The sequence below is a fragment of the Rhizobium sp. BK008 genome (assembly GCF_014197345.1).
GTDB classification, from domain to species: Bacteria; Pseudomonadota; Alphaproteobacteria; order Rhizobiales; family Rhizobiaceae; genus Rhizobium; species Rhizobium anhuiense.
The window spans coordinates 274735-300276 of the sequence record NZ_JACIFK010000003.1 but is presented as its reverse complement, the minus strand read 5'-3'; the positions used below and the strand labels follow the sequence as shown (position 1 = coordinate 300276).

The window sequence follows — 25542 nt, the reverse complement described above, 5'->3', positions numbered from 1 at the left end:
CGCGCGGCAGTCGTCGGGAGATTTACTTTGCCGACTCGATGACCTTGATTGCGTCCGCCTGCGTGTATTCCACATTGGCGACGCCGCCGGCCTGGGTATTGGCGAGGTTGGTTTCGAGATTGTCCTGGTCGATGCGCAGGAAGGGCACGACGAGGTCCTTCTTCACCTCTTTGCCGTCGAGGATCTGCTGCGCCACCCAGAATGCGAGCGTCGAGACGCCGGGTGCGATCGACACGGACATGGTCTCGTAGCCCTTCGCGTCCTTCTGCTCCTTCCACCATTTCAGCTCGTCTTCGCGGTTGCCCATGATGATGATCGGCATCTTCCGATCGGTCGCGGCAATCGCCTGTGCGGCGCCATAACCGTCGCCGCCCTGCGTCACCACGCCGGCGATGTCGGGCAGGCTCGGCAGAATGCCGGCAACAGCCTTCTGCGCCACGTCCTGCGCCCAGTCGCCGTGAACGGAGCCAACAATCTTGAACTGCGGGAACTGCTTGACGCCCTCGTGAATGCCGGCCGAGATCTCGTCGTCGACGAAGACACCGGCAAGGCCGCGGATCTCGAGCAGGTTGCCGCCGTCCGGAATCTTCTTCGACAGGTACTCGACTTCGCTGCGGCCCATTTCCTTGAAGTTGACGGCGATGCGCCAGGCGCAGGGTTCGGTCACGATGCCGTCGAAGGAAACGACGGTGATGCCGGCGTCGCAGGCTTCCTTGACCGCACCGTTCAGCGCCGTCGGCGAGGCGGCGTTCAGCACGATGGCGTCATAGCCCTGCAGGATCATGTTCTGGATCTGCGCGGCCTGCTCCGTCGCCTGGTTCTCGGCAGTGGTGAAGGGGTCGGCTGCGGCAACGGTACCGGCCTTCACGGCCTCGCCCGTCACCTTGCCCCAACTCGTCAGCATGGCCTGGCGCCACGAGTTGCCGGCATAGTTGTTGGAAAGGGCGATTTTCTTGGCCGACGTGTCGGCAAAGGCGGAAACGGGCATCGCGGCGCAAGCAATAGCGGCCGATGCCAGAAACATCTTGCGGATTGTCATGTCTTCCTCCCTGATGATCGCGCCGGCGGCGGATCGCTTCACTCCTGCCGGCCCAATCGGGCCCGAGTGAAAATTGTTCTTGCACTGAGCTTCCTCCTCTCAGTAAGGGCAGGATGCGGGAGATCGATCGGCCTGTACAGTGTCAAGGCGGCAAGTCGTTTGCGGGTTTTGCGCAACAAGCTGCGGGTTTACGCAAGACGGCGGCCCTTCCGCGGGCGCTTACTGGGAAGGGATCGCGGCGGGTTGAGGAGCCTGCTGGCATCTCGGGGAGGAACTGACGATGCTGCATCTTTCACCCGCAGCCATGTTCGACCACTATCTCGGCATTTCCCGGCTGCTCGCGGGCCAGCTCGATTTCCGCTCGGCCATCCGTTCCGTCGCAGCCGAGGTCGCCCATATCATCCCGCACGACCATCTCGATGTCTGCGTGCTGCTGGAGGGCGGCAATTACCACACGGCCTACGAGACGGGGATCGAGACCGCCTGGGGCGATCTGGCCGGCGCGCCCGTCGTCAACAGCCCCATCCGCTCGCTGCTCCGGGGCGAGGTGGACTTTCTGCTGGCGGACGACGCCATGACGGATCCGCGTTTCCACTTCGAGGGTGCGTTCAAGCGGCCGATCGTCGAACAATCGCTGAGGAGCCGCCTGCATGTGCCGATGAAGGTGCAGGGCACGATCATCGCGGCACTGTCCTGTTCGTCGCACCGGGCGGGCGTCTATACGATGGAGGATATTGAACGCGCCCGCATCATCGCCGACCTGCTGACGCCCTATTTCTTCGCGCTGCAGGCGGCCGAGCAGGCGCAACGCTCGGCCATCGTCGAGGCCGAAGCCCGCGCCCGCGAGGAGGGATTGCGGCAAGGTGCGCTGAAGCTTACCGAAGCCCTGGAGCAGGAACGCCAGCGCATCGGCATGGACCTGCACGACCAGACGCTTGCCGACCTGACGCGGCTTGCCCGGCGGATCGATCGGCTGTCGCGCAACGGCGAAGTGGCGTCCGAGGCACTGGAGCCCGTTTCCCGTTCACTCCAGCATTGCATGCAGGATCTGCGGCAGATCATCGAGCAGGCGAAACCCTCCGTGCTCCAGCTCTTCGGCCTCGCCCAGGCGATCGAGCATCATCTCGACCGGTCGACCCGCGACACCGGATCGGCCATCGAATGGGGCCTCATCGACGAGACCCACGGCGCGTTGGAACGACTGGAGCCGACCGTCAGCGTCGCGCTGTTTCGCATCGCCCAGGAAGCGATCAACAATGCGGTGCGCCATGCCGCTCCGCTCACCGTCACGGTGCGGCTCGAGGCCGACGACGAACGGCTGTCGATCGAAATCTTTGACGACGGAACCGGGCTCGCCAAGGCGCGGGGACGGATCGGCGGCGGCATCGACAATATGAAGACCCGGGCGCGGCTGATTTCGGCGCGCTTCACCACCGGGCCTGGCCACAACAATCGCGGCACCGTGGTGCGTGTCGTGCTGCCGCTTGGCCCACACGACCCGGCGAACGGGCCAAACTGAGGAGAAGGGCACGATGAAAGTTCTGATCGTCGAGGACGACCCGCTGCACCGGTCCTATCTGCACGAGGCCGTCAACGCGGCCCTGCCGGAATGCGACACGGTGATCGAGGCGGAGAACGGAACCGTCGGCGAGAAGCTCGCCCGCGACCACAAGTCGGCACATATCGTCATGGACCTGCAGATGGCGAACCGCAACGGCATCGAGGCGGCGCGCACCATCTGGAAGGAGCGGCCGGAGACCCGCATCCTGTTCTGGTCGAATTATTCGGACGAAGCCTATGTGCGCGGCGTCTCGCGCATCGTGCCGGATGGCGCCGCCTATGGCTATGTGCTGAAATCCGCCTCCGACGAGCGGCTGAAGCTTGCGCTGCGTTCGATCTTCATCGAGAGCCAGTGCGTCATCGACCGCGAGGTGCGGGGCCTGCAGCAGAAGAGCCTCGGCCAGACGAACGGCTTCACCGATTCCGAATATGAGATCCTCGTCGATATCGCGCTCGGCCTCACCGACCGGGCCATCGCCAAACGCCGGGGTCTGTCGCTGCGCAGCGTGCAGAACCGCCTGCAACAGCTCTACGACAAGCTCGACGTCTACCAGAGCGCCGGCGACGACCACGAGGACGGCCGCTTCAATCTGCGCGCCCGCGCCGTCACCGTCGCCTTCCTGCGCAAACTGCTGAATTACAGCGCACTGGAGCGGGCGGAGGCAGAGCTGCAGGAGTGGCTTGACGGAAAGTAGTGTCCCCGCGGCGTCTGCCTTTCACGGCGCATGCGCCAGCGCGATCGCGTCGGCAGCTTCCTCGCAACGATCCACAAGCGTGCTGGTCGCCACGCGAATATGATTGCTGGGCAGGACGGAGAATTTGCTGCCCGGATTGACGGCGATATTGCGTGCGGCGAGCGTCACCATCGCGAATGGTTCGGAGACGACGGGCACCCACAGGCACAGGCCCTGGCCTGGCGGTATCGCCATTCCCCGTTCGCAGAGTGCGTCGGCAAGAGCGTCGCGCCTCTGCTGATAGATCGCGCGCGCCTCGCCGATGAGCCGCCAGGTTGCGGGATCGCGCAACAGCCAGGCGGCGGCACTCTGCAGGATGCGGCTGGTCCAGCCGGCGCTGAAGGAACGGTAGGACTGGATCTGGTCGACGATCGGCGCGGAGCTCGACAGGACGGCGAGACGCAGATCCGGACCGAGGCTTTTCGAGAGTGAGACGATATGGATCGTCCGCTCCGCAAATCGGCCACCCAGCGAATGCGGAGGCGCTGCCGACACGTCGCCGACGCCATCGTCCTCGATGACAAGCGTATCGCTGCCTTCCAGCACATCTCCGAGTTGATCGAGGCGGGATGCACTGACCGTCGTGCCGGTCACGGAATGCAGCCGCGGCTGGAACAGGAAGGCCGCCGGCCGTTGCTGCAACGCCTCGCGCAGCGAATCCGGCAAGGGGCCGTCGCCGTCGCAGGCGACGGGGATGATTTTTCCCCCGAGATCTTCCAGGATATCGAGCAGCCGCATCGCGGTCGGATGTTCGATCGCGACCGACGAACCCGGAGAGACCAGCGCATGCAACACCGTATAGACGGCGTTGTAGCCGCCATTGGTGGCCAGAAAGGCTTCCGCCTCATAGGGCCATCGCACAGAAACGGCGTCCTTCAGCTCCGGCACGATACGACTGCGCTCATAGCTGTTGAGGTCGGCGGCTGACGCGCCATAGGCCATTGCTTCGGAAAGGCGGGGAAGAAGTGCAGCATCCGGCCCGGCCAAGGTGAGGTCGAGCACACCAGCGGCATAATTTCCCGAACTCGCAAGACGCTCCGGCCTGGCGACAAAGCGGTCGCCGCTGACCCAGGTGCCGTTGCGCCCCCGGCCGCTGATGATCTTCTGCCGCCGCAATTCGCTCCAGGCCTGGGAGATCGTCGCTGGGCTGACACGCAATTCGTAGGCGATATCGCGAATCGCCGGCATGCGCGTGCCGACCGGCAGGGCACCGGCGCGGATCAGTGCACTCGTTTCGAGGGCAATCCCCCGCATGCTGCGATCGGCTATTTTTTCGGCAAACCAGGAGGCTTCGATCGTATCGCCCATTTTTCTCTCACTTTAAATGTTCAATAACGTAATAACATTTGTACTCACCATTTTGAACATTTAATTTCCCGCTCGTCGAGCCATTTCAGTGAGTTTTTGCATGCCTGTGACGCTTCGCATCGCCCTCAGAGACTGGGATTACATGACGCCGCTTGTTCTCGGCGATGTCAGTTCGTCCCGTCTCGACATCAAAGTGGATCGCGTCGGCACGCTGGTCTCCAGCCTTGGCGATGACCAGGCTCATGACGCCGCGGAAATGTCCTTCAGCCGCTATTCGCAGATGCGTCATGACGGCGATGATCGGATATTCGGCATGCCGAACTTCATCATGCGCGGCTTCCGCCATCGCTGCATCATCACCGCCAAGGGCAGCCCGATCCGCACGCTGTCCGATTTGGCCGGCAAGAAGATCGGGGTGACTGGCTGGCGCGACTCCGGAAATACATGGACCCGGGCCGCGCTGCGCCGCGAAGGCGTCGGAGTCGAGGATGCCATGTGGTATGCCGGACGCCTGACGGAGGCCCATCCGATCGCCGACCGGCTCGATGGTTTTGGACGGCCCGGCCGCATCGAGGCGGTCCCCGGCGAGCGCCCGATGGTCGATCTCTTGCTGGATGGCGGGCTGGATGCCGTCTTCACGCCTTTCATGCCGAAGGGTTTTTTCGATCAGGAATCGCCCCTGCGCCAAGTGCTGGATGATTTCCGCGCCGCTGAAGTCGCCTACTTCCACGAGGTCGGTTACGTCCCGGGCATGCATCTGATCGGCTTCAAGGCTGATATCGTCAGGGAGCATCCCTGGATCATGGATGAACTCAGCGGGCTGATCGACGAGTCCCAGCGTCTCTGGCTGGAGAAGCGTGAGAAATATGCCGACACCACGCCCTGGATGATCGACGAACTGCGCCGCTGCGCGGCCGATCTGCCGCCGAACTGGAACGTCAGCGGGCTTGCCGAGAACGAGGCGATGATCGCCGACTTTGCCGAGGAACTTTACGAACAGAAGATCATGCCGCGCCGTTTGACGCCGGCCGAGCTGTTTCCGTGGCACGCCAAGGCCCGATGAACGAGGCCAGCGAAACTCGTCACAGGCCTCGACGTTGATTAACATTTTCGCAAAACCAAAAAAGGGGAATGACATGCATTCGAAACTGATCGCTTCCGCCGCCCTGATGGGCCTGATGATGACGACGTCGGTCTTCGCCGAGGAGTCCGCCGTTGCCAAGCAGACCGTCAACGACGCGCTTCGCGCTCGCCTGCCGGAGAAGATCCGCACGGACGGCAAGATGATCTCCGTCAACAACGGTTCTTTTCCTCCCTATGAGATCGTCACCGGCACGGAACTGACCGGCGCCAGCGCCGATCTGACCGATGCGATCGGCCAGATGCTCGGCGTCACGATCGAGCACGAAACCGTCAGCGGACTGACCGCATTGCTCGCCGGCATCAATTCCGGCCGATACCAGTTCGCCTTCGGCCCGATCGGTGACTTCAAGACCCGTGAAGAGGCCAATGACTTCGTCGACTGGGTTCAGGAATACGTGGTCTTCTCCGTCCAGAAGGGCAATCCGAAGGCCATCGCTTCGCTCGACAGCGCCTGCGGCAATCGCATCGCCGTCATGGCCGGCGGCTCCGCCGAAAAGGTGATCCAGGCCCAGGTCGAAAAGTGCAAGACGGCAGGCAAGCCCGCGCCCGAAGTGCAGTCCTATACCGACCAGCCGAGCTCGATCCTGGCGGTCCGCTCCAAACGCGCCGATGCCTTCTTCTCGTCGCAGGCGCCGTTGACCTATTTCGTGTCTCAGGCAAACGGCCAGCTGGAACTGAGCGGCGTCGGCCAGAAGAACGGCTTCGACGACCTCTATCAGGGCGCCGTCGTGCCGAAAGGCTCGCCGCTCGGCCCCGTTCTACTCGACTCGATCAAGGCGTTGATGGATAACGGCACCTATGCCGCCATCATGAAGAAGTGGGGTCTTGAGAACAACATGATCAAGCAGCCCGGCCTCAATCTTGGTGGAGCCCTGCCGAAATGAGCAATCACGGCGTGACTGCCGCATCGCCTTCGGGCGGTGCGGACTTCCGGGACGTTGCGTACGCCCACAAGCCCTTTCGAACGGGTCGGCTCGTCCTTTGGATGGCCGTGCTCCTCATTGCCGCGAACTTCCTGTGGATCGTCGCCCATAACGAGAATTTCGGCTGGCCCGTCGTCGCGGCCTATTTCTTCGATCCGACTGTCATCAGCGGCCTCTATGTCAGCCTGGGTCTGACTGTGATCGCCATGGCCATCGGCATCGTTCTCGGCCTCGGGCTGGCAATCGCCCGGCTGTCGAACGACCGGCTCGCAAAGTCGCTGGCATCGCAGTTCATCTGGTTCTTTCGCGGCACGCCGCTCTTGGTGCAACTGATCTTCTGGTACAATCTCTCGACCCTTTTTCCTGAACTTTCGATCGCCATTCCGTTCGGCCCGACGCTGGCGAGCTGGGAGACCAATTCGGTGATCACGCCGATGACGGCGGCGATCGTCGGTCTTGCCTTGAACGAAGCGGCCTATATGGCCGAGATCATTCGCGGCGGCCTGCTCTCGGTCGATCGCGGCCAGTTCGAGACGGCGGAAGCCTTCGGCATGACCAAGGGCAGGGCGCTGTGGCGGATCATCATTCCGCAGGCGATGCGCTCGATCGTGCCGCCGACGGGCAACCAGCTGATCAGCATGATCAAGGCGACCTCGCTCGTCAGCGTCATCGCCATGGCCGATCTGCTCTATTCCGTCCAGTCGATCTACAATCGCACCTTCGAGATCGTGCCGATGCTGCTTGTCGCGGTCCTCTGGTACCTGTTCATCACCTCGATCCTCAATCTCGGCCAGAGCTATATCGAGGCCTATTACGGCCGCAGCGAACGGCGCAACAATGCCGTCGCCGCCAAATCCGAGACCCTTGTCGAGGAGGCAAGCCATTGACCGCCGCCGCGATTGCAAAGCCGCTCGTCAGAGCCCGCAACGTCCACAAGTCCTTCGACCAGCTCGAAGTGCTGAAGGGGATCGACCTCGACGTCATGCCGGGTGAAGTCGTCGTCGTGCTCGGCCCGTCCGGCTCGGGAAAATCGACCTTCCTGCGCTGCATCAACCATCTCGAAGCGATCAATAAAGGGTTCATCGAAGTCGATGGCGAACAGATCGGCTATCGCCTGCGCAAGGACCGGCTGGAAAAGCTGTCCAGCAACAGGATCGCTCATCAGCGGCGCAAGATCGGCATGGTGTTCCAGCAGTTCAATCTCTATCCGCATATGACGGTGCTGCAGAACATCATCGAGGCCCCGGTCGGCGTGCACGGAGAAAGCCGCAAGGCCGCGACCGAGAACGCCATGCGGCTTTTGGAGCGGGTCGGCCTGTCGGAAAAGGCGGGGAGCTATCCCCGCCAGCTCTCCGGCGGTCAGCAGCAGCGCGTCGCCATCGCCCGCGCGCTTGCGATCAAGCCGAAGCTGATGCTGTTCGACGAACCCACCTCTGCGCTCGACCCGGAGCTCGTCGGCGAAGTCCTGTCCACCATGCGCGATCTCGCCAAACAGGGCCTGACCATGATCGTCGTTACCCACGAGATCGGTTTCGCCCGCGAGGCGGCCGATCGGGTGGTGTTCATGGACGGCGGCAATGTCGTCGAGATGGGCAAGCCAGAGGATGTCATCGGCAATCCGCAACATCCCCGGACCCAGGCCTTTCTCGCCCGTTTTCTCTGAGCGATGTCAGTCGGTTGCTTCGACCCTCGGGCCGGAGCAACGGTTCTTTCGATCAATACTGGATGTTTTCATGCCCACGCTCGACAATGCCTATGCCCGCCTTTCCGATTTCGAAGCCATGGAAGCGGAGTTGAAGGCGACCCGCCAGTACCTGCATGCCCATCCGGAACTCTCCTTCGAAGAGGCGGAAACGGCGCGTTATGTCGCAGAAAAGCTGGAAGGCTGGGGTTATGATGTGACCCGCAATGTCGGTGGCCATGGCGTCGTCGCGCGGCTCAGCGCCGGCCGGGGTAACAAGGGCATCGCCATTCGCGCCGATATGGATGCATTGCCGATCATCGAGGCAACCGGACTTCCCTATGCCAGCAGCACGCCCGGCAAGATGCATGCCTGCGGCCATGACGGCCACACCACTGTGCTGCTTGGGGCGGCCGAATATCTTGCCCGCACCCGTCGCTTCAACGGCACGGTGACGCTGATTTTCCAGCCGGCGGAAGAGGCGGGCAAGAATAGCGGCGCCCAGGCGATGATCGCCGACGGCCTGTTCGAGCGGTTTCCGTTCGACGCCATCTTCGGCCTGCACAATCATCCTGGTGCTCCCGAAGGCACCATCCTGCTGCGATCCGGCCCGATGATGGCGGCGTCCGATACCGTCGAGATTACCATCAAGGGCAAGGGCGGCCATGCCTCACGGCCGCACCTGACCATCGATCCGGTGGTCGTGGCGTGCAACCTCGTCGTCTCGCTGCAGACGATCATCTCGCGCAACCTGGATCCAACCCAGACGGCGGTCATCACCGTCGGCACCATCCATGCCGGCGATGCCGTCAACGTCATTCCGGAATATGCCAAGCTCGCCTTGAGCGTGCGCTCCTTCGAACCTGGCATTCGCGATCTCTTACAGGAGCGCATCACCAAGCTTGCCCACTCGGTGGCCGAGGGTCACGGTGCTTTGATCGAGATCGACTATGATCGCGGCAATCCTGTCGTCGTCAACTCGCCTGCCGAGACGGATTTTGCCCGCATCGTCGCGGCCGAACTGATCGGCGAAGACAAGGTCGCGACCTGCCCGCTCATTCCCGGCAGCGAGGATTTTTCACACTTTCTCGAGCATAAGCCGGGCAGCTTCCTGCGCCTCGGCAACGGCATGAATTCCGCCATCCTGCATAGTGCCAAATATGACTTCGCCGATGCCAGCCTGACGGTCGGTGCGGCAATGTGGGCAAGGCTCGCGGAGCGTTACCTCCGGGACGACACCTGAAATCCCGGCTGCCCAGCTTTTACGGCGTCCCATTTGGAGCTTGCACTTTTTTGTAGCGCGAAAGGATTTCCTAGTCCTTTTTCATGCGAGAACATCCCTTCAGGATCTCTCGTCGCAATCCAGGATGCGCAGCATGATTGCCAACTATCACGACGCCGGACTCGACTTGTCCTGCGATCTCGAATTTTACGCCCTGATGGCGGAAAGCTTCGAACGAAGCGTCGGACGCCGCCTGGCGCCGGAGGGCCAAGGGGCCGAATGGCTTTACCACACGTCGCCGGCCGTAGTCCTTGCTCACAACACCGAAGCCGATCCACGCTTCATCTACGCCAACCGTGCGGCCCAGGCCTGCTTTGAATATTCATGGGACGAGTTCATCACTTTGCCGTCGCGTCTTTCCGCAGAGGCGCCGGACCGTGCGGAGCGCGAGAGATTGCTGAATGCCGTGGCAGCCAACGGCTTTATCGCCGACTACCGCGGACTTCGCATCGCCAAGTCAGGGCGGCGTTTCTATATCGAGAAAGCCATCGTCTGGAATCTCGTCGACCGCAACGGACGCCGTCACGGTCAGGCGGCAACGTTCGATTCCTGGCAGGACGAGCAGGTGAGCTGAGCGCTGGTGGTGTTCGACCAGGTTCCTCAACGCCGGCATTCCGTCGCTGTTGGCAGCTGACAATAGCGGACAAGGGACGGTGGCGGCTGGGCAATGCGATGTCGTATATCGCTGAGAGTTAGACAAGCATTGGATAACAGTGCGTTTGTCCAGGATAAGCTTGCCTCGCCAGTTATCGGGAGGCATGGTCTGTCCCTGAACAACGGAATCACGACACTGCGGGCGAAGCCCTTGGCCATGCTGGGAAGCTCGCGGCACATCGTAGACATGGCTGGCTAATGTTTTCCTTTCTGCACAGTTCGGACCTTCATATTGGCAAGCGATTTGGCAATCTTCCGGAGGATTTGAGAGGGCGCCTGCGTGAGGCCCGGCATGGCGTGATCACCAGGCTTGCCAATGCGGCGCGAGAGCATGGGGCGGGCGTTGTCCTGCTGGCGGGCGATACATTCGATACCGAGACGCCGACACCCGCCGTGCTTCGGCAGGCGCTTGGCGAGATGGCCCGGAATACGCCGCTGCGCTGGGTCCTGCTTCCGGGCAATCACGATTCGCTGCTGGCGGACCAGCTCTGGAGCGCGGCGCGCGGCGTGTTGCCCGACAATGTCATTCTGGCGACGGAAGCAGCACCCCTTGCGCTTGGACCTGACGTCGTCCTGCTGCCGGCGCCTTGCACGACCAGGAGGCCGGGCCGCGACCTGACCGAATGGATGACCGGTGCCGACACGCCGGACGGCGCTATCCGCATCGGCCTCGCCCATGGCCCGATCCAGGAATTTTCGGAGGATGCCACGGCCACGAACGTGATTGCGCCGAACCGCGCGGCGTTGGCCGGCCTCGACTATATGGCGCTTGGCGATTGGCACGGATTGGTGGCGGTGGACGCCAGAACATATTACAGCGGCGCTCCCGAGCCGGACCGTTTCAAGCATGACCGGCCAGGGCAGGCGATGGTCGTTTCCATTGCCGGACAGGGGGCGATGCCGACAACGACGGCGGTGACGACCGCCAGCTTTTCCTGGCAGACATTGCAGCTTCCGCTGCTGGCATCGGAAGACGGTGTTGAAGCGCTGAAGGCCGCATTGCCGGAACCGTTCGCGCGGCGACAAACCCTGTTGCGCGTCGCGCTGTCCGGCCGTGCCCGGTTGAACGGGCGGACGGCAATGATCAGCCTGCTGGAGCAGGTCGCGCCGGAATTTGCACATCTGGAGATCGATACCGACCTCCTAGGGACCGATTGCGAGAGCGATGATCTCGAGACCATCGACCGAGCCGGTGCGCTGCGCGATGCTGCGGACTTGCTGCTTGCCGAAAGCCTCGACGAGGCCCGTTCCGGCGACGACAGGACCGTGGCGCGTCAAGCATTGATCCGGCTGTTTTCTTATTGCGAGGCGATCGATCGATGAAACTGACCGCCCTTCGCCTCCACAATGTCAAACGCTTTGCCGGCCGCGGCATATCAGTCGAAGGAATCACCGACGGCGTCAATGTGCTGAGCGCCGCCAACGAACATGGCAAATCAACCTGTTTCGAGGCGCTGCATGCCCTGTTTTTCCAGCCGCACAGCGGCACGCCAAAGAACGTGCAGATGCTGCGTCCCTATAGCGGCGGCAATCCGATCGTCGAGGCCGATATCACGATCGACGCCGGCCGCTACCGCCTGACCAAGCAATTCTATGGCGGACGGCGCGCCAGCGTCACCGATCTCGGCAGCGGTCGGCTCGTCGCTCAGGCCGACGAAGCCGAGGCTTTCATCGGCGATCTCATTTCCGGTGGAACCTCCGGCCCGGCAGGCCTGCTCTGGGTGCGCCAGGGCGTCACCGGCATCGAAAATCGCAGCAAGAGTGAGGAAGAAAACGACAAGCGGGTGCGCGAAAGCCTGCTGTCGTCGGTGCAGGGCGAAGTGGAGGCGCTGACCGGCGGACGGCGCATGTCGGCGGTGCTTGAAGCCTGTGAGGAAGAACTCAATCGCCTGGTCACCGCGACGCTCCGGCCGAAGACCGGAGGCCGCTTTGCCGCCGCTCTCGAGGAGCGTGACCGGCTGCAGGAGGAGGAGGCGCGGCTGGCCAAGGAGGTGGAGATGCTGCACGGCGCGCTCGACCGCCGCCGCTCAGTGCAGGCGAGACTGAACGAGTTGGAAAATCCGGACGAGGAGGCCGGCCGGAAGGCGGCTATTTCCAATGCCGAGGCGGTGCTCGAAGCCGCCAAGCTGCACGAGAGGGAACTCAAGGCGCTCGATGCCGAGGCTGCCTTGGCCGCCAGCCGCCGCGAGGAGGCGCAGCAGGCATATGAGCGCTTCCAGGCCGCATTGAACCGCAGCGGCGAACTCGCGCGGCGTTTCGCCTTGGCGGCGAACGAGCTTTCCAATGCAGCCGAGCGACGCACGGCATCGCTTGTTGAAAGCGAGGCCGCAACGGCGGAGGTGCAGGCGGCCGAAGAAGACGAGCGGGTCAACCGCGAATTACTCGCGCGGCTGGAGGCGGCACTGCGTTCGCGCCACGCCGCCGAGCGTCTGGCCGAGGTTCGTCTGCGTCTCGAACAGGCGGAAGCGGCGCGGCAGCAGATCGAGGACGGGGAGGCGGCGCATGCATTGCTCGCCATTCCAGCCGATGGGATCGAACGGCTCGAAGCGGTGGATCTCAAGATCGTTGGACTGCGCGCAGCCGCCGAAGTCGACCTTCCCACGCTCCGGATCGACTACCTGAAAGACGCCTCCGGATCGGTGAGCATGGACCACCAGCCTTTGCCTGGGGGCGAGGATAGGAGCTTTGCCGGAATGGCGAGGCTCGACATAGCAGGCGTCGGCACCCTGACCATTCATTCCAGCCGGCAGGTTGAGCAGGACGGAGCGCTGGAGACCGCGCAATCCGCCCGCCAAACATTGCTTGCCAAGCTCGGTGTCGACAGTCTGCTCGCGGCGCGGCAGCGCGACATTGCCGCGCGGAGCAAACACGAGGAGCTGGTGCGGGCGCGCCAGCGGCTCGCCGATCTCGCCCCGAAGGGCATCGACGCCCTTCACCTCGACGCCGCCCGATTTGCCGAACTCAGCCAGGGTCCGATCGAACTCGACGCCGACCCGGAAGAGGTGCGCGCCCGTCTCGCGGATGCGACGCGGCGCATCGAACTGGCGCGGAACCGGGCGCGGGAGGCATCGGTGATGCGCACCGAGGCCGGCGAGGCGATATTGCGCGCGCAGACAGAGCACGCCAGGCTTGGTCAGGAACTCGAGGCCATCGAGGCGATCATCGGTCCCGAAGCCGGCCGAAATGCCGTGCAACAGGACCTTGCCGTAAAATTGTCCAGCGCCAAAGAGCGGTTCGATGCGGTCGAGCTCCGGGCCGGACCTTTGCGCCGGACAGCGCGGGACCTCGCAGGCGCAGAGGCCGCCCTTGCCCGGGCGCGCTCGGTTGCCGACGCCGCAGGACGCGAAATTGCCAGGCTTCGCGAGGAGCTTGCCGATCTCGGCGGTCAGATCCGCACCCGCTCGGACAGCGCGGTAGAAGAAAACTGGTTGGAAAGCCGGGATTTGCTTGCAGCGGCGCGCGAGCAGGTGAAGCGTTTCGAGACGGAGGTCGGCGTGCTCGATCGCCTGCGCAAGGCGCTGACGGCGACGCGGGCGGCGGCGCGCGACCTCTATCTCAAGCCGGTCATGAACGAACTCGCCCCGCTGCTCGGCCTGCTGTTCGACGATATCTCGATCACCTTCGACGGCGACACGCTGCTACCGCAGATCGTGCGCCGCAACGGCCAGGACGAGGATGTCGATCGGTTGAGCGGCGGCATGCGGGAGCAGCTCTCGGTGCTGACCCGCCTTGCATTCGCCCGGCTGCTTGCCCGCGACGGCCGGCCGGCGCCTGTCATCCTCGACGATGCGCTTGTTTATTCCGACGACGACCGGATCGAGCGGATGTTCGATGCGCTGCACCGCCAATCGCGCGACCAGCAGATCCTCGTCTTCTCCTGTCGCCAACGCGCCTTCGCCAAGCTTGGCGGAAACGTGCTGACCATGCAGCCATGGCAGCCGGATTGATCGAGATCGATGCTCAGGTAACGCCGACGCGTCGCTCAAGCCACAGATAGGCGGCAGCCGTCCAGGAAAAGCCGAGGCCACCGCAGCCTTGGCCGGTGACCGGGTCGAAATATTCTGCAAAACCTTCCGTTTCGATCGCTGTGATCGTGGATCGCCGCAGCTTTTCGGCGACAGCCGTGTGGCCGTTGCGCTTCAATCCGTCGATCAGAAGCCAGTTGATGATTGCCCAGGCGGGACCGCGCCAGTAACGCTTCGGCTCCCAGCTGGCGATGCCCGGCTTCGTCGTCGGAAAGGCGACCTTGAGATCCTTCGACCAGGCCTTCATTTCCGCAACCAGCGCGTCGGCAATCTGCTTGTCGAGATCCAGTGAGAGGAGGGGGATGAAACCGGCTTGCGTCGCCGCTTCGACATCTTCTCCCGAGATCAAGTCTTGCGAGACGAAGCGCGCGAGGTCCGGCCGCCATTGGGCCATGATCGCCTTGCGAGTGCGGTTGTTGAAGGCAGCGGTCTCGATCGCGTCCTCGGTCCGGTCGAACAGCCGGGCAAGGTGCTCGAGGTCTTCGCCGGCCTTGAGCAGGATAGCGGTCGTCTGGATCTCGGCGACCTTGAAGGACGCCTTTTCCCATTGTTTCGCCGGATCCCAGCCGCAGGCGGCATAGGTATCGACCAGATGAATGAAGCGGCGGTAATCCTCGTCACGCGGACGCATGTCGGCATCGACATGGCCGGTATCCTTGCGCACGACAGGGGTATCGGTGGTGGTGGGTACACGAGCGAGCGCGATGTCCCAGGCGGGAGAATTGTCGCTGCCGCTTTCCCAGGGATGCAGCAGCGCGACCAAGCCGGTGCCATCGGGATCGCGGGCGGAATACCACCAGCGGTGCCATTTCAGCGCCGCTTCGTAAAGTGGCAGGGTACGGGCTTCGGCACCCTTGCCGGCGGCTTCATGCAGCTTGCGCAGTGCGATCGCGAAGACCGGCGGCTGGGTTATGCCGGAGGTCGCGATCGTGTGCTTCGTGCGCCAGACATCCGGTCCAGGAAAATAGGTTTCGCTTGGGGCGTGGAAGACGATATGCGGGATCATCCCGTCCGCCCACTGGCCCTCGACCAGCCGCTCCAGCTCGCGATAGGCGCGGTCGGTGTCGTAGAGCGCGAAGCCCATGGCGACGAAGGCGGAATCCCAGTTCCACTGGAAAGGGTAGAGCCGGTCGGTCGGCACCGTATAGCCGCCGCGATCGTTGGCGGCGAGGATGCGCTTGGCTTGGTCGACATGCATGTTCATTTCGGGAACTCCGGTATTCTCAGGCCAAGACGGCCGGAAACGACTTGCCGCTTTCGGGCGAAAGCCAGGTGATGCGCTTCTGGTCGAGCTTCAGGCCAATCGTCTCGCCGCTCTTCACGGTTTCCGAGGCCGGCAGGATGACGCGGACCGGCTGATCGTGGATCGAACCGGTCAGAAGCAGATGCGAGCCCATCGGCTCGGCAACGCGCACTCTCATTTCGAGACCCTGCGGCAACGGCGCGAGTTCGACGGCCTCGCCACGCAGGCCAAGGATGACTTCATTGCCGGATTCCCCAGGCGCTGCAAACTGCTCGGACCCTGCCGCCACCTGGCCGTTCGAAACCGGCACCTTGATGAAGTTCATCGGCGGATTGCCGATAAAACCGCCGACAAAACGTGTTGCCGGGTGATTGTAGATCTCGACCGGATGGCCGACCTGTTCGACCACGCCGCCATGCATGACGGCGATGCGGTCGGAAAGGCCCATGGCTTCCGTCTGGTCGTGGGTGACGTAGATCGTCGTGGTCCCCGCCGATTGCAGCACGGTCTTGAGTTCCGTGCGCATTTCGAGGCGGAGCAGCGCATCGAGGTTCGAAAGCGGCTCGTCCATCAGGAGAACCTTCGGTTCGACGGCAAGGGCACGAGCGACCGCGACGCGCTGGCGCTGGCCGCCGGAAAGCTTGTTCGGGTAGCGGTCGAGATATTGCTCGATATGCAACAGGCCGGCGGCCTTTTCGACCTGCGCCTTCACCCTGGTGTCGTCGGCCTTCTGCATCCGCAGCCCGAAGGCGACGTTCTCATAGACCGTCATATGCGGAAAGACGGCGTAGTTCTGGAAGACCATCGCCAGGCCGCGATCCTTAGGCGGTAGACCGATCACCGACTTGTCGCCGATACGGACATCGCCTGATGTTGCGGTCTCGAGGCCGGCGATGATGCGCAGCAGCGTGGTCTTGCCGCAGCCGGACGGACCGAGCAGCGAGACGAATTCGCCGTCGTTGATCGTCAGCGAGACCTCTTTCAGCGCCTGGAAGGCTCCGAAGCTTTTGCGGATGCGGTCGATGACAATATTGGCCATGTCGATGGTCCCGTTATTTGGAGGAAATGCCCCAGATCGCGAAGAGGTAACGCCTGACCGCGAAGATGAAGACAACCGAGGGAAGGATGAGCATCAGGCCGCCGGCAAAGCGGTAGTGCATCGGGCTTTCCGAGAGCACCGTCAGCAGGTAGGCGGTCAGCGTGCGGTTGCGCACCGTCAGCACCGACGCGGCAAAGACCTCGTTCCACGAGATGACGAAGGCAAAGACCGCTGTCGCGACGATGCCGGGCAAAGCCAGGGGCGCGACCACCTTGAAGAAGGCCTGGATGCGGGTGCAGCCGAACACCCAGGCGGCTTCTTCCAACTCTCTGGGCACGCCGAGGAAAATGCCCTGGGTGACGAGCGCGGCGAACGGAAGCGCCAGGACCGTATGGATGAGGCCGACGCCGACGATCGTATCGTAAAGGCCGAGCCGGATGAAGGAGACGGTCAGCGGCAGCGCCAGGATTGCCAGCGGGAAGGCGCGGGTCAGCAGCACCAGAAGGCGGTAACTGTCCTTGCCGCGGAAATCGTAGCGGGCGAGTGCGTAACCGGCCGGCGCGCCGAGCAGGATCGAAAGCGCCACCGTGATGCCGGCCGCACCAAGCGAGTTGAGAAAGGACTGGACGACGCCTTCGGTCTTCAGGAAGAGAAAAAAGGGCTCGAGGGATAGACCGGTGGGAAGGCCGGTCTTCGGCCAGACATAGACGCCCTGGCGACCGCCGAGTGCGCCGAGCGCCACCAGATAGATCGGCACCAGCACCCAGGCGCAGAGTGCGGCAATGCCGCTCCAGAGCAGCCAGCGTTGTGAAGAGATGAAGCCGGCGGCTTTGGGTGTGTCTGCGGCCGCGCTGATGGTGTCCGTGGTCATGGCAGGCGCTCCGGATCGACCTTCAAGGCCTTCAGATAGATGAGCGTGGCGGCGAGCGAGATGATCATGATCAGCACCGCATAGGCGGCAGCGACGCTGTAGTTCTGGTTCTGGTTCTGCCAGTTGTAGGCCTCACCGACGAGGACCGGGAAATTGCGCCCGCCGAGCGCATAGACCACCGCGAAGACCTCGAAGGCGAGCACGGTGCGCAGGATCAGCGCCGATTGCAGGGCGGGGCGGATCAGCGGCAGGGTGATGCGCCAGAAGCGCGTCCACGGACCAGCCCCGAAGATTTCGGCGGCTTCTTTGAATTCCTTCGGCACCTGGTTCAGGCCGGCGACGATGATGACCATGACGATGGCCGTGCCGCGCCAGATTTCGGCAACCGCAATGGCGATGAAGAGCGCGACCGGCGTCTGGTAGGAAAGCCAGCTTGCCTGCCTGCCGATGATGCCGAGGCCGAAGAGCAGCGAATTCAGATAGCCGGTATTCTGCAGGATCGACAGCCAGACGAGACCGGCGGCGAGATCGGAAATGCCGAGCGGGATTGTCCAGATCCAGAGGATCGTCTCGCGGCCGCGGCCGACTTTGGCGACCATCGTGCCCATGGCAAGCGCAATGGCGATCTGCACCGGCACGACCGCGATCGTCAGCAGGAAGGTGTTCTTCACGGAGCGGGTGAAATTGATGTCGGTGACCATGCGCTCGGCATTCGCCAGCGACGGCGCGCCATTGTCCGAAACCGCCAGCCAGATCGTCTGCACCAGCGGCATGACGAACAGCAGCGCCAGAAAGGCGACGGATGGCAGGATCAGCAGATAGGGGATCCAAGGTCGGCTATTGGTCATCGGCTTCCGCCTCGACGAGCAGAGGGTTGAAAGAGCGCCCGGGCATTTCGCCCGGACGCGTCGCGGGCGGATTTATTCGACCGGGCAGGGGCCGTCGCTCTTGGCATCGGGAGCCCAGCAGGCAGCCTTTGTGTCGGTCATCAGCTTGGCCATCGTGGCGCCCTGGGCCTTCAGCACGTCTGCGACGGGCTCGTTCTGCAGCACGATGCGCTGAAAACTGTCCATGTAGACCTTGTTGAATTCGCCGCCCTTGTCGCCGAGGCCGACCGGCAGCAGCGAGATGACCGCGTCCTTGGAAGCCTGGGTGGCCGTGACCGCCCCGGCGAGCAGCGCGACGCCGGCATCGAGATCCGGCGGCAGCTTGACGCTGAGGGTCGGGAAGAAGCCGACCTTGGAGGCGGTCAGCAACTGCGTCTCCGGCATGGAAAGGTGCTCGATGATTTTTTCTGCGCCGGCCTTGTCAGGCGCGCCCTTCGGAATGGCGAGACCAGCAACGACTGGCATGTAGCCGCGGCCCTTGGGACCCGCGGGAGCGGGGAAGACCACATAATCATCCGGTGCGGCGGAAATGGCATTCTTCAGTCGGGCGATATGGTCCCAGGCGACCATGACTTCGCCGGCAGCCAGCGGCTCCTGCATGAAGTCGTAGCTGGTCGAGTTCGGTGTCACATAGGTCCATAGCGCCTTCAGCTTCTCCCAGCCGGCCGCGGCGTCCGCACTTTGGAAGGTGCGCACGACACCCCCTGTGAAGGATGGATAGAAATAGCCCTGGAAGTACCGCGCCATCAGCCCCTTCGGGCCGGCCGGGAAGCCGATCTGCGGCTGGCCGGTCGCCTCCTGCATATTCTTGCCCCACGCGATCAACTGGTCATAGTTCAGCGCGTTTACGTCGGCGCCATCAGGCAGGTATTGCAGCGCCTCCTTTTTGGCGGCCATCACATAGGTCGCCTGCATCCACGGAATGTACTGCTGGGTGGACTTGCCGAGCTTGCCGAGATCGAGCAGCGACTGCGGCATGCCGCTCGCTGCCAGCTTCGTGGCGAGATCGTCGAGCGGTTCGAGCGTGTCCTTGTCGGCGAGCGGCGAAAGCTCGCCATGCAGCGCGCCGACGAGGCTGACGGTGCGCTTGCCGGCCTGGCGCTCGGCTTCCATGCGGACAGCAAACTGCGGCGGCTCTTCGACCACGTAATCAACCGCGCCGACGTCCTTCAGGAGTTCCTCGCGCACAACCGTCGCCTCCTCGATCGGGCGAAGCTGGGTGGACACGAACACCGTCTGGGCAAGCACCGGCGAGGCGAAGGCCAGCACGGTGGAAGCCAGAATTCCAAATGACATGATATGTTTCATCTTCTCCTCCTTCATTGTTTTTGTTTGATGCACTGCTGTCTATGCCGCCTTCAGGGGACGGCGATGGCTGTCGCGATCGACGAATTCGATCGCGTGAAGCTCCTGGAGTTCTTCGGCGGGTTCCCCGGCAATGGCGCGCAACAGCAGCGAGGCGAAGCTCGCGCCGAGATTTTCGCCGGTCATGCGCATGGTCGAGAGCGGAGGACTGGTAAAGGCGCCCATCGGCAGGTCATCATGGCCGACGATGCTGATCTGATTGCCGCCATCGACCTCGCGCAGCGCCCTCAGCGCCCCGATCGCCATTTCGTCGGTGGCGCAGACGAGCGCGGTCGGACGCGACGGCTGGCGCAGTAGTTCGAGCGCCGCGAGATAACCGCCCTGTTCCAACGGCGCACCTTCGGCGCAGAGGTCGGTGGCTAGGCCGCATTCCTCCATCGCCGCCCGCCAGCCGCAGCAGCGGTCATGTGCGAAATAATATTCCTGCGGGCCGGCGATATGGCCGATACGGCGGTGGCCGGTGGCATGAAAACGCAGCGTCGCGGCCCGAAAACCGGCAAAGCCGTCACCGTCGATAAACGGATGCGGCAGCAGGCTTTCGGTGCGGCCGTTGGTAACGAAGGGAATACCGCGCGACTGCAGGAATTCGACGCGCTCGTCCTTCCGCTTGGTGCGGACGAGAAGCATGGCGTCGACGCGCCGGCCATCGACGAAGCGGCGGCAGATATCGAGTTCGCTCTCGCCGCGCGGCACCGGCGCAATCACCAGATTGAGGCCGGCAGCAGCAAGATGTTCGGCGCAGCCCGACAACATATCGAGGAAATGCGGAGGGCCGATATGGCCGGGATCGCTCGGCAGCGTGACGGCGACCAGTTCGGCGCGCTGCCTGCGCAGACGGCGGGCCGAAGCATTCGGCCGGTAACCAACCTTGTCGGCAGCCTCGCGAACCCGCTCGCGCGTGGCCGCCGACACATCGGCATAACCGTCAAGCGCACGCGACACAGTGGTGATCGACAGTCCCAGCGATTGCGCGAGTTGTTTGAGATTGGCCAAGGTCTTCCTCCCGAAGTGAGAAAAAGATTCTCCAAAACGTTTTGGGAGTCAAGCCAAAACGTTTTGGATTTCTTGGCGACGTCATGCGTATGATCTTTCCATATGAGCAGAGACGTCACGGAGATATGCGAAGGGCGGGGTCTTCTCAGCGCAGCCTAGGCGGAACCACTATCTTGTGTATCTGGATACGCTCGGGAAGTTCGCACAGTAGTTCTGCGTCCCGTTCCAAATGGTGAACCTGCTGTGGATCGCCTTTCGTAAACGCGGTCATCGATTCCATGTCGGCCCAATACGAAATTGTCGTGAACCACGTCTCATCCTCACGGTCTTCGCGCAGCAGTTGAACGCCAAGCGCTGTCTTTAACAGGGGAGGAATTCCCACTGCCCGGTTGTAGGCTTCATATTCGTCAGCGAATTCCGGCTTCGTGCGGGCGCGCCAGATGCGAGCTATGCTTGGAACATTCGTCATGTCTTTCTCCCGGTGACATCTGACAAGCTGCGGTCGAGGAAATCGCGCACCAGCGGCAGTGCATTCTGGAAGATGGGTCGCCCAAGCGCGACGAAAAGTGTTCCCCGATGCAGCAGGCATAGAAGGCCTGCATGCGCAGGGACGCAGGCATCGAGTTGATGCTCGCTCAATCAGTGAGCTTGAGTGTCGCCGTAAACTGCGTCCCGTCCTCGCGGTAGTATTCCGCCTCGCCATGCAGTTGATTTACAAAGGCTTTAATCAGCCTTGTCCCCATTCCGGGTTCGTCCGATCGACCGTCGAATCCGATCCCGTTATCTGCGACGGTCAGCCTGGATTGCTCTCCCTCTGTCGCGTGCAGCATGACGCGAATATTTCCGGATTCTCGGCCCTCGAACGCGTATTTCATGCTGTTGGCAATCAACTCGTTGAGCAGGAGGGCAAACGGCGTTGCCTTGTCAGCAGCAATGACGATGTCGTCGATTTCAAAGGCGACGGACACGGCGCGACCATGGACGTCGACCAGCGTCTTGACGAAGGATGGAATGAATTCGCGCGCGGATATCCCGCTAAACTGGTCGAAGCCGTACATCTGCTCGTGAACGGCGGACATCGCAGAAATGCGCTGATTTAGTTTTTGAACGGCTTCCTGCTCAAAACCCTGTAAGCGCAACAGGGCCATCACCGTCTGCAGGTTGTTCTTCACTCGGTGATGTATCTCCCGCATGAGCGTTTCATTTGACCGCAACGCATCCGCAAGCTGCCTGGTGTGCAATGTGTCGACCTTGATGAGATTCTGGATCCACAAAGCGGCTGCCAAAGCTCCGATGAGGGCGAAGGCGATCAACGAAGCCGCAATTTTGGCATCCTCCCAGAAGGGCTGCATGATTACATGGATGTCTGCCGACGCAATGGCCACAAAAGGGGTGCGTTCGAGGATCCGGTATGCGACCAAGCGATCCTCATGGTCGACTGGCGACACGGAGCGGTAGGTGCCTGATGTCGCCTTCCTCATATAGTCGGTAAACAGCTTGTGGTTTCGCATATCGACCGGTCCGTCGGGTTCCGGGTATCGGGCGATAAGTTGCCCGTCGCGTCTGATGAGGCTGACGATCGAGTTCTCGCCTAACGCGACTGCGTCCCATATTGGCCTTAGAATGCTCGCGTCGAAGGCAATCACGGCGACGCCGGCGAACACGCCGTTTCGTTCTAGCCTGCGGCTGAAGACGAATATCTGCCGCTGGCTAAGGCGGCTGATGATCAGCGAAGATGTATATTCGTCGGCACCGTTTCTCAGCCGGACGAAGTAGTCGCGGTCTCTAACGTCGATCGGCTTGATATCGCGATCATTCGAGAAGAGCGTTTTTCCGTCGGCCCCGATGACATAGGCAGTCGCCAGAGGCGGGAGGTCGTTGACGGCAGCGGCAAGATCGCGCAGGCGATCCGGGCCGGGCAAAGATGTGCTCGGCCCCAGAGTATCATCGATCCGGTGCAGGGTCTCACGAGCAAGGGAATTCAACCAGTTCGCGTTGGCTGCAACGATTTTGGAAGCGGCGCTGACACGCTCGTCGCCACGGCGCACAGTTGTCTCGTAGCTGGATACCAGCCAGAGCGACAAGAGGGTGATCAGCGACAGAAACATCAGCGCGATGATCGCGAGCGATGCTTTTCCTACGGAGCCAACATATTTATCGCCACCGATCATCTCTTACGCCAAATTCCATTGTGCGGCGACGGCCAGATGGGGACATTGCAACGCATTCCGAACCATATCCGATAAGCTGATTTCTTACTCTCGAAAATTATGCGGCTCACGCTCCGGCGCTCTCAAGGGTACGACTTAGGATTGTATGTTCACAGTCTTTAGAGAATGACGTGACATCAGGTCAATCTCACTGCTTTCGAAAAGGAGTCAGAATGGTGGAGAAAACCTTTCATACGCGAAGCTCGGCTTCCGGCGTCCATTCGATCAAAATCTAATCAACCTCGTAACCTGATCTGAAAGTCGGTTTGGTAGGGAGCATGGACAGCGGCTCAGCAACAATAACACCTCTGCGAGAGCCTTCAGCCCCTCTTGACCCCGGATGGCGGGATTTCCGCGCCAGGACCATCCGATACCCGACACTACGCTGATACCAAGGTCATTCTGAATCGGATTAGAAATGCGAAAAAGAATACATGTGAGTCAATTGCGGGTGGGAATGTATGTCGAGGATGTTGAAATTCATGGAGAAGATACGACACGCCGGTTCAAACCGTTCCTGATCTCATCGGCCGGTCAGGTTGAGAGCTTGATGGCACGTCGCCTGATGACTGTCGTCATTGACGTCAGAAAAGGCTCGGATGTCGAACCAGGTGGGCCACAGGAAATCGATCGGGTTGCGTTTGACGCCCAGCTCCGCGCCGTGTTTTCGGCGCGGGAAATCAAGCAGGCGAGACAATGCGTAGAGGATACGAGACCGCAAATTCGCCACATGCTGGCTGACGCCAGGATCAAAGCCACTTTTGCCAGTGATGCGGCAAGCTCTGCTGTGGAGAGGATCATGTCTGCAGCCCTCGACAACGCCGGTGCACTCATCGCAATCGCGAGGCTGAAGGACAAGGATGAGTTGACGTTCCTCCACTCGCTGGCGGTTAGCGCGTTGATGATCACTCTCGGGCGCGGCCTCGGTCATGGTGAAGAGGAGGTACGGGTACTGGGACTTGGCGGCCTGGTTCATGATCTTGGAAAAATGGCGCTCCCCGACGAAATTTTAACGAAACCCGGCAAGCTGACGGCTGAGGAAATGAGTCTCGTTCGCGGGCATCCTCAGCGGGGATATGAGCTGGTTTCTCATGTCGCCGATGTGCCCAAGCAGGTGCTCGACATTTGCCGCCATCACCACGAGAAATTCGACGGCTCCGGCTATCCTAGTCGGCTCGCGGGAAAGAATATCCCATACGTAGCCCGGCTCGCGGCCATCTGCGACGTGTATGAAGCCCTGACGACAATCAGGCCGTATAAGCGCGCTTTCTCACAAGCTGAGGCGATCAACATCATGATGAATTCGCCAGGTCATTTTGACAGCCAGCTGCTATCCGCGTTCGTGTCAAAAATGGTGATCAGCGGCACGCTTCACTAAGCATGTCGCGAAAAGGTGCCGCGGTGGCCCATCCGTCCAATTGCCAGAGTTGACCGAGAGGTCGGCCTTAGCGTTTGCCGATCGACGGACTAAACACCATGAGGCTCAGAATTTCGAAGAGCACCTGTGCTGCGGCGTGGGCCGTGTTGGTCGTTGCGTCATATTGCGGGGCGACTTCGACGACGTCCCCACCCACCAGGTTGATCCCTTTCAGCCCGCGTATCAGTTCCAGGACTTCACGCGTGGTCAATCCACCGACCTCGGGCGTGCCCGTGCCGGGCGCAAAGCTCGGATCAAGGCTGTCGACGTCGAAAGAAAGATAAGTCGGGCCATCGCCGACGATGGATTTTGCCTTGGCAATGACAGCGGCAATCCCCATTCCGCTGATGTCTTCTGCGTGGATCACCGTCATTCCCGACGCATAGGAGAATTCCCACAAATATTCCGCCGAACCCCGGATGCCGATCTGGATCGTCCTTGTCGGATCGAGCACGCCGTCCAGCACCGCATTGCGGAACGGTCCGCCGTGATGAAACTTCGTCTGATCGAAGGCGCCGCTTGTGTCGCAATGGGCATCGATGTGAATGAGGCCGACCGGTTGCTGCCGACCGATGGCCTTCAAAATCGGTTGGCTGATGGAATGATCGCCTCCGACGGAAAGCGGGGCAACGCCGGCATCGACGATCTGGCCGACGCGTTTTTCGATGTCGTCGTGGCTGAGCTCCAGCCGGTAACGGCTCTGGAACGGCACGTCGCCAATGTCGGCGACCCGAAGATCGAAGACCGGCGCCGTGGCGAGAACGTGATTGTAGGGGCCGATCCTTTCGATAGCGCGAAGCGCTCTCGGTCCGAAGCGCGAGCCTGGACGATTGGTGACGCCAAGATCCATGGGGATGCCGGTGATCGCAACCTGGAGATTGCCGAAGTCCGGATCCTCGGCCGCAACCTGCATGTAAGGCGCGCTGAGGAAAGTCGGTATTCCGGCATAGGGCGCCAGTCTCGTGCCGTTCTTGGAGATGATCTTCTCCGCCACTTTCCGAAACTTCTCGTCGAAGATCTCGCCGCCATTGGCGTCCGCAAATTCTGCCCGCAGTTGTTCCAGCCGCGTTTTGTCCCACACCATGCGCTTGCGTCTCCGCTTCAGGTCCGTCTCGTCAGACAAAGAGGTTGAGAAAGCAATTGGTATCGTTGTAGCAATCGGTATCAA

22 protein-coding genes are annotated in these 25542 nt (G+C 62.0%); 11 read left to right on the top strand and 11 right to left on the bottom strand.

Annotated elements, in window-relative coordinates; translation table 11 throughout:
• Positions 1–22: 22 nt before the first annotated feature.
• Positions 23–1039, bottom strand: a complete 1017-nt coding sequence (locus tag FHT69_RS16125; protein ID WP_097542561.1) for an ABC transporter substrate-binding protein — start codon at positions 1037–1039, stop codon at positions 23–25.
• Between the two features lie 280 nt (positions 1040–1319).
• Here FHT69_RS16125 and FHT69_RS16120 point away from each other — a divergent pair, with 280 nt between their 5' ends.
• Both FHT69_RS16120 and FHT69_RS16115 read left to right on the top strand, forming a co-directional pair.
• Positions 1320–2558: a sensor histidine kinase gene (locus FHT69_RS16120; RefSeq protein WP_183905616.1), complete on the top strand. Its 1239-nt coding sequence runs from the start codon at positions 1320–1322 to the stop codon at positions 2556–2558.
• Positions 2559–2571: 13 nt separating this feature from the next.
• Positions 2572–3294 carry a response regulator transcription factor gene (locus FHT69_RS16115; protein WP_008536437.1) on the top strand — a complete coding sequence of 241 codons (723 nt, stop codon included), beginning with the start codon at positions 2572–2574 and terminating at the stop codon, positions 3292–3294.
• A gap of 21 nt (positions 3295–3315) precedes the next feature.
• Here FHT69_RS16115 and FHT69_RS16110 read toward each other — a convergent pair whose 3' ends face one another.
• Positions 3316–4641 (bottom strand): PLP-dependent aminotransferase family protein, encoded by a 1326-nt coding sequence (locus FHT69_RS16110; RefSeq protein ID WP_183905615.1) that lies wholly within the window; start codon positions 4639–4641, stop codon positions 3316–3318.
• A gap of 100 nt (positions 4642–4741) precedes the next feature.
• Here FHT69_RS16110 and FHT69_RS16105 point away from each other — a divergent pair, with 100 nt between their 5' ends.
• The 8 genes from FHT69_RS16105 (at position 4742) to FHT69_RS16070 (ending at position 14271) form a co-directional block, all read left to right on the top strand.
• Complete coding sequence (locus tag FHT69_RS16105) at positions 4742–5704, top strand: nitrate ABC transporter substrate-binding protein (protein ID WP_183905614.1); 963 nt, start codon at positions 4742–4744, stop codon at positions 5702–5704.
• Between the two features lie 73 nt (positions 5705–5777).
• A complete protein-coding gene (locus FHT69_RS16100; protein WP_047612092.1) occupies positions 5778–6668 on the top strand; it encodes an ABC transporter substrate-binding protein in 891 nt (296 codons plus the stop codon).
• Positions 6665–7594, top strand: a complete 930-nt coding sequence (locus FHT69_RS16095; RefSeq protein ID WP_183905613.1) for an amino acid ABC transporter permease — start codon at positions 6665–6667, stop codon at positions 7592–7594. The genes FHT69_RS16100 and FHT69_RS16095 overlap by 4 nt, the downstream gene beginning before the upstream one ends.
• Positions 7591–8370 (top strand): amino acid ABC transporter ATP-binding protein, encoded by a 780-nt coding sequence (locus FHT69_RS16090; RefSeq protein ID WP_028757324.1) that lies wholly within the window; start codon positions 7591–7593, stop codon positions 8368–8370. Before FHT69_RS16095 ends, FHT69_RS16090 begins: the two co-directional genes overlap by 4 nt.
• Before the next feature lie 70 nt (positions 8371–8440).
• The gene (locus FHT69_RS16085) at positions 8441–9631 is read left to right on the top strand and encodes a M20 aminoacylase family protein (RefSeq protein WP_183905612.1); all 1191 of its coding nucleotides are present in this window, start codon (positions 8441–8443) and stop codon (positions 9629–9631) included.
• Positions 9632–9764: 133 nt separating this feature from the next.
• The gene (locus FHT69_RS16080; protein ID WP_164735881.1) at positions 9765–10244 is read left to right on the top strand and encodes an MEKHLA domain-containing protein; all 480 of its coding nucleotides are present in this window, start codon (positions 9765–9767) and stop codon (positions 10242–10244) included.
• 278 nt (positions 10245–10522) lie between these two features.
• Positions 10523–11647 carry an exonuclease SbcCD subunit D gene (locus tag FHT69_RS16075; protein ID WP_183905611.1) on the top strand — a complete coding sequence of 375 codons (1125 nt, stop codon included), beginning with the start codon at positions 10523–10525 and terminating at the stop codon, positions 11645–11647.
• The gene (locus tag FHT69_RS16070) at positions 11644–14271 is read left to right on the top strand and encodes an AAA family ATPase (RefSeq protein WP_183905610.1); all 2628 of its coding nucleotides are present in this window, start codon (positions 11644–11646) and stop codon (positions 14269–14271) included. Before FHT69_RS16075 ends, FHT69_RS16070 begins: the two co-directional genes overlap by 4 nt.
• A 13-nt stretch (positions 14272–14284) precedes the next feature.
• Here FHT69_RS16070 and FHT69_RS16065 read toward each other — a convergent pair whose 3' ends face one another.
• From FHT69_RS16065 to FHT69_RS16030, 8 genes are all read right to left on the bottom strand, one after another.
• Entirely contained in the window at positions 14285–15553 is a 1269-nt protein-coding gene (locus FHT69_RS16065) for an MGH1-like glycoside hydrolase domain-containing protein (RefSeq protein WP_127429865.1), read from the bottom strand.
• A 19-nt stretch (positions 15554–15572) separates the two neighbouring features.
• A complete protein-coding gene (locus FHT69_RS16060) occupies positions 15573–16631 on the bottom strand; it encodes an ABC transporter ATP-binding protein (protein WP_047612080.1) in 1059 nt (352 codons plus the stop codon).
• A 13-nt stretch (positions 16632–16644) separates the two neighbouring features.
• Entirely contained in the window at positions 16645–17502 is an 858-nt protein-coding gene (locus tag FHT69_RS16055) for a carbohydrate ABC transporter permease (protein ID WP_127429864.1), read from the bottom strand.
• Positions 17499–18350 (bottom strand): carbohydrate ABC transporter permease, encoded by an 852-nt coding sequence (locus FHT69_RS16050; RefSeq protein ID WP_047614591.1) that lies wholly within the window; start codon positions 18348–18350, stop codon positions 17499–17501. The genes FHT69_RS16055 and FHT69_RS16050 overlap by 4 nt, the downstream gene beginning before the upstream one ends.
• 72 nt (positions 18351–18422) lie before the next feature.
• Positions 18423–19697 carry an ABC transporter substrate-binding protein gene (locus tag FHT69_RS16045; protein ID WP_097596073.1) on the bottom strand — a complete coding sequence of 425 codons (1275 nt, stop codon included), beginning with the start codon at positions 19695–19697 and terminating at the stop codon, positions 18423–18425.
• A gap of 39 nt (positions 19698–19736) precedes the next feature.
• Positions 19737–20747 (bottom strand): LacI family DNA-binding transcriptional regulator, encoded by a 1011-nt coding sequence (locus tag FHT69_RS16040; RefSeq protein ID WP_097542571.1) that lies wholly within the window; start codon positions 20745–20747, stop codon positions 19737–19739.
• 145 nt (positions 20748–20892) lie between these two features.
• Positions 20893–21216 (bottom strand): antibiotic biosynthesis monooxygenase family protein, encoded by a 324-nt coding sequence (locus FHT69_RS16035; protein ID WP_097622442.1) that lies wholly within the window; start codon positions 21214–21216, stop codon positions 20893–20895.
• Between the two features lie 166 nt (positions 21217–21382).
• Complete coding sequence (locus FHT69_RS16030) at positions 21383–22918, bottom strand: sensor histidine kinase (RefSeq protein ID WP_097596057.1); 1536 nt, start codon at positions 22916–22918, stop codon at positions 21383–21385.
• 457 nt (positions 22919–23375) lie between these two features.
• On the opposite strand from FHT69_RS16030, the gene FHT69_RS16025 reads away from it, so the two are divergent.
• Entirely contained in the window at positions 23376–24335 is a 960-nt protein-coding gene (locus tag FHT69_RS16025) for an HD-GYP domain-containing protein (RefSeq protein WP_047614585.1), read from the top strand.
• 67 nt (positions 24336–24402) lie between these two features.
• Here the strand turns inward: FHT69_RS16025 and speB are convergent, their stop codons facing one another.
• Positions 24403–25458, bottom strand: coding sequence for an agmatinase (speB, locus tag FHT69_RS16020; RefSeq protein WP_097622441.1), 1056 nt, complete (start codon positions 25456–25458; stop codon positions 24403–24405).
• Between the last annotated feature and the right edge of the window lie 84 nt (positions 25459–25542).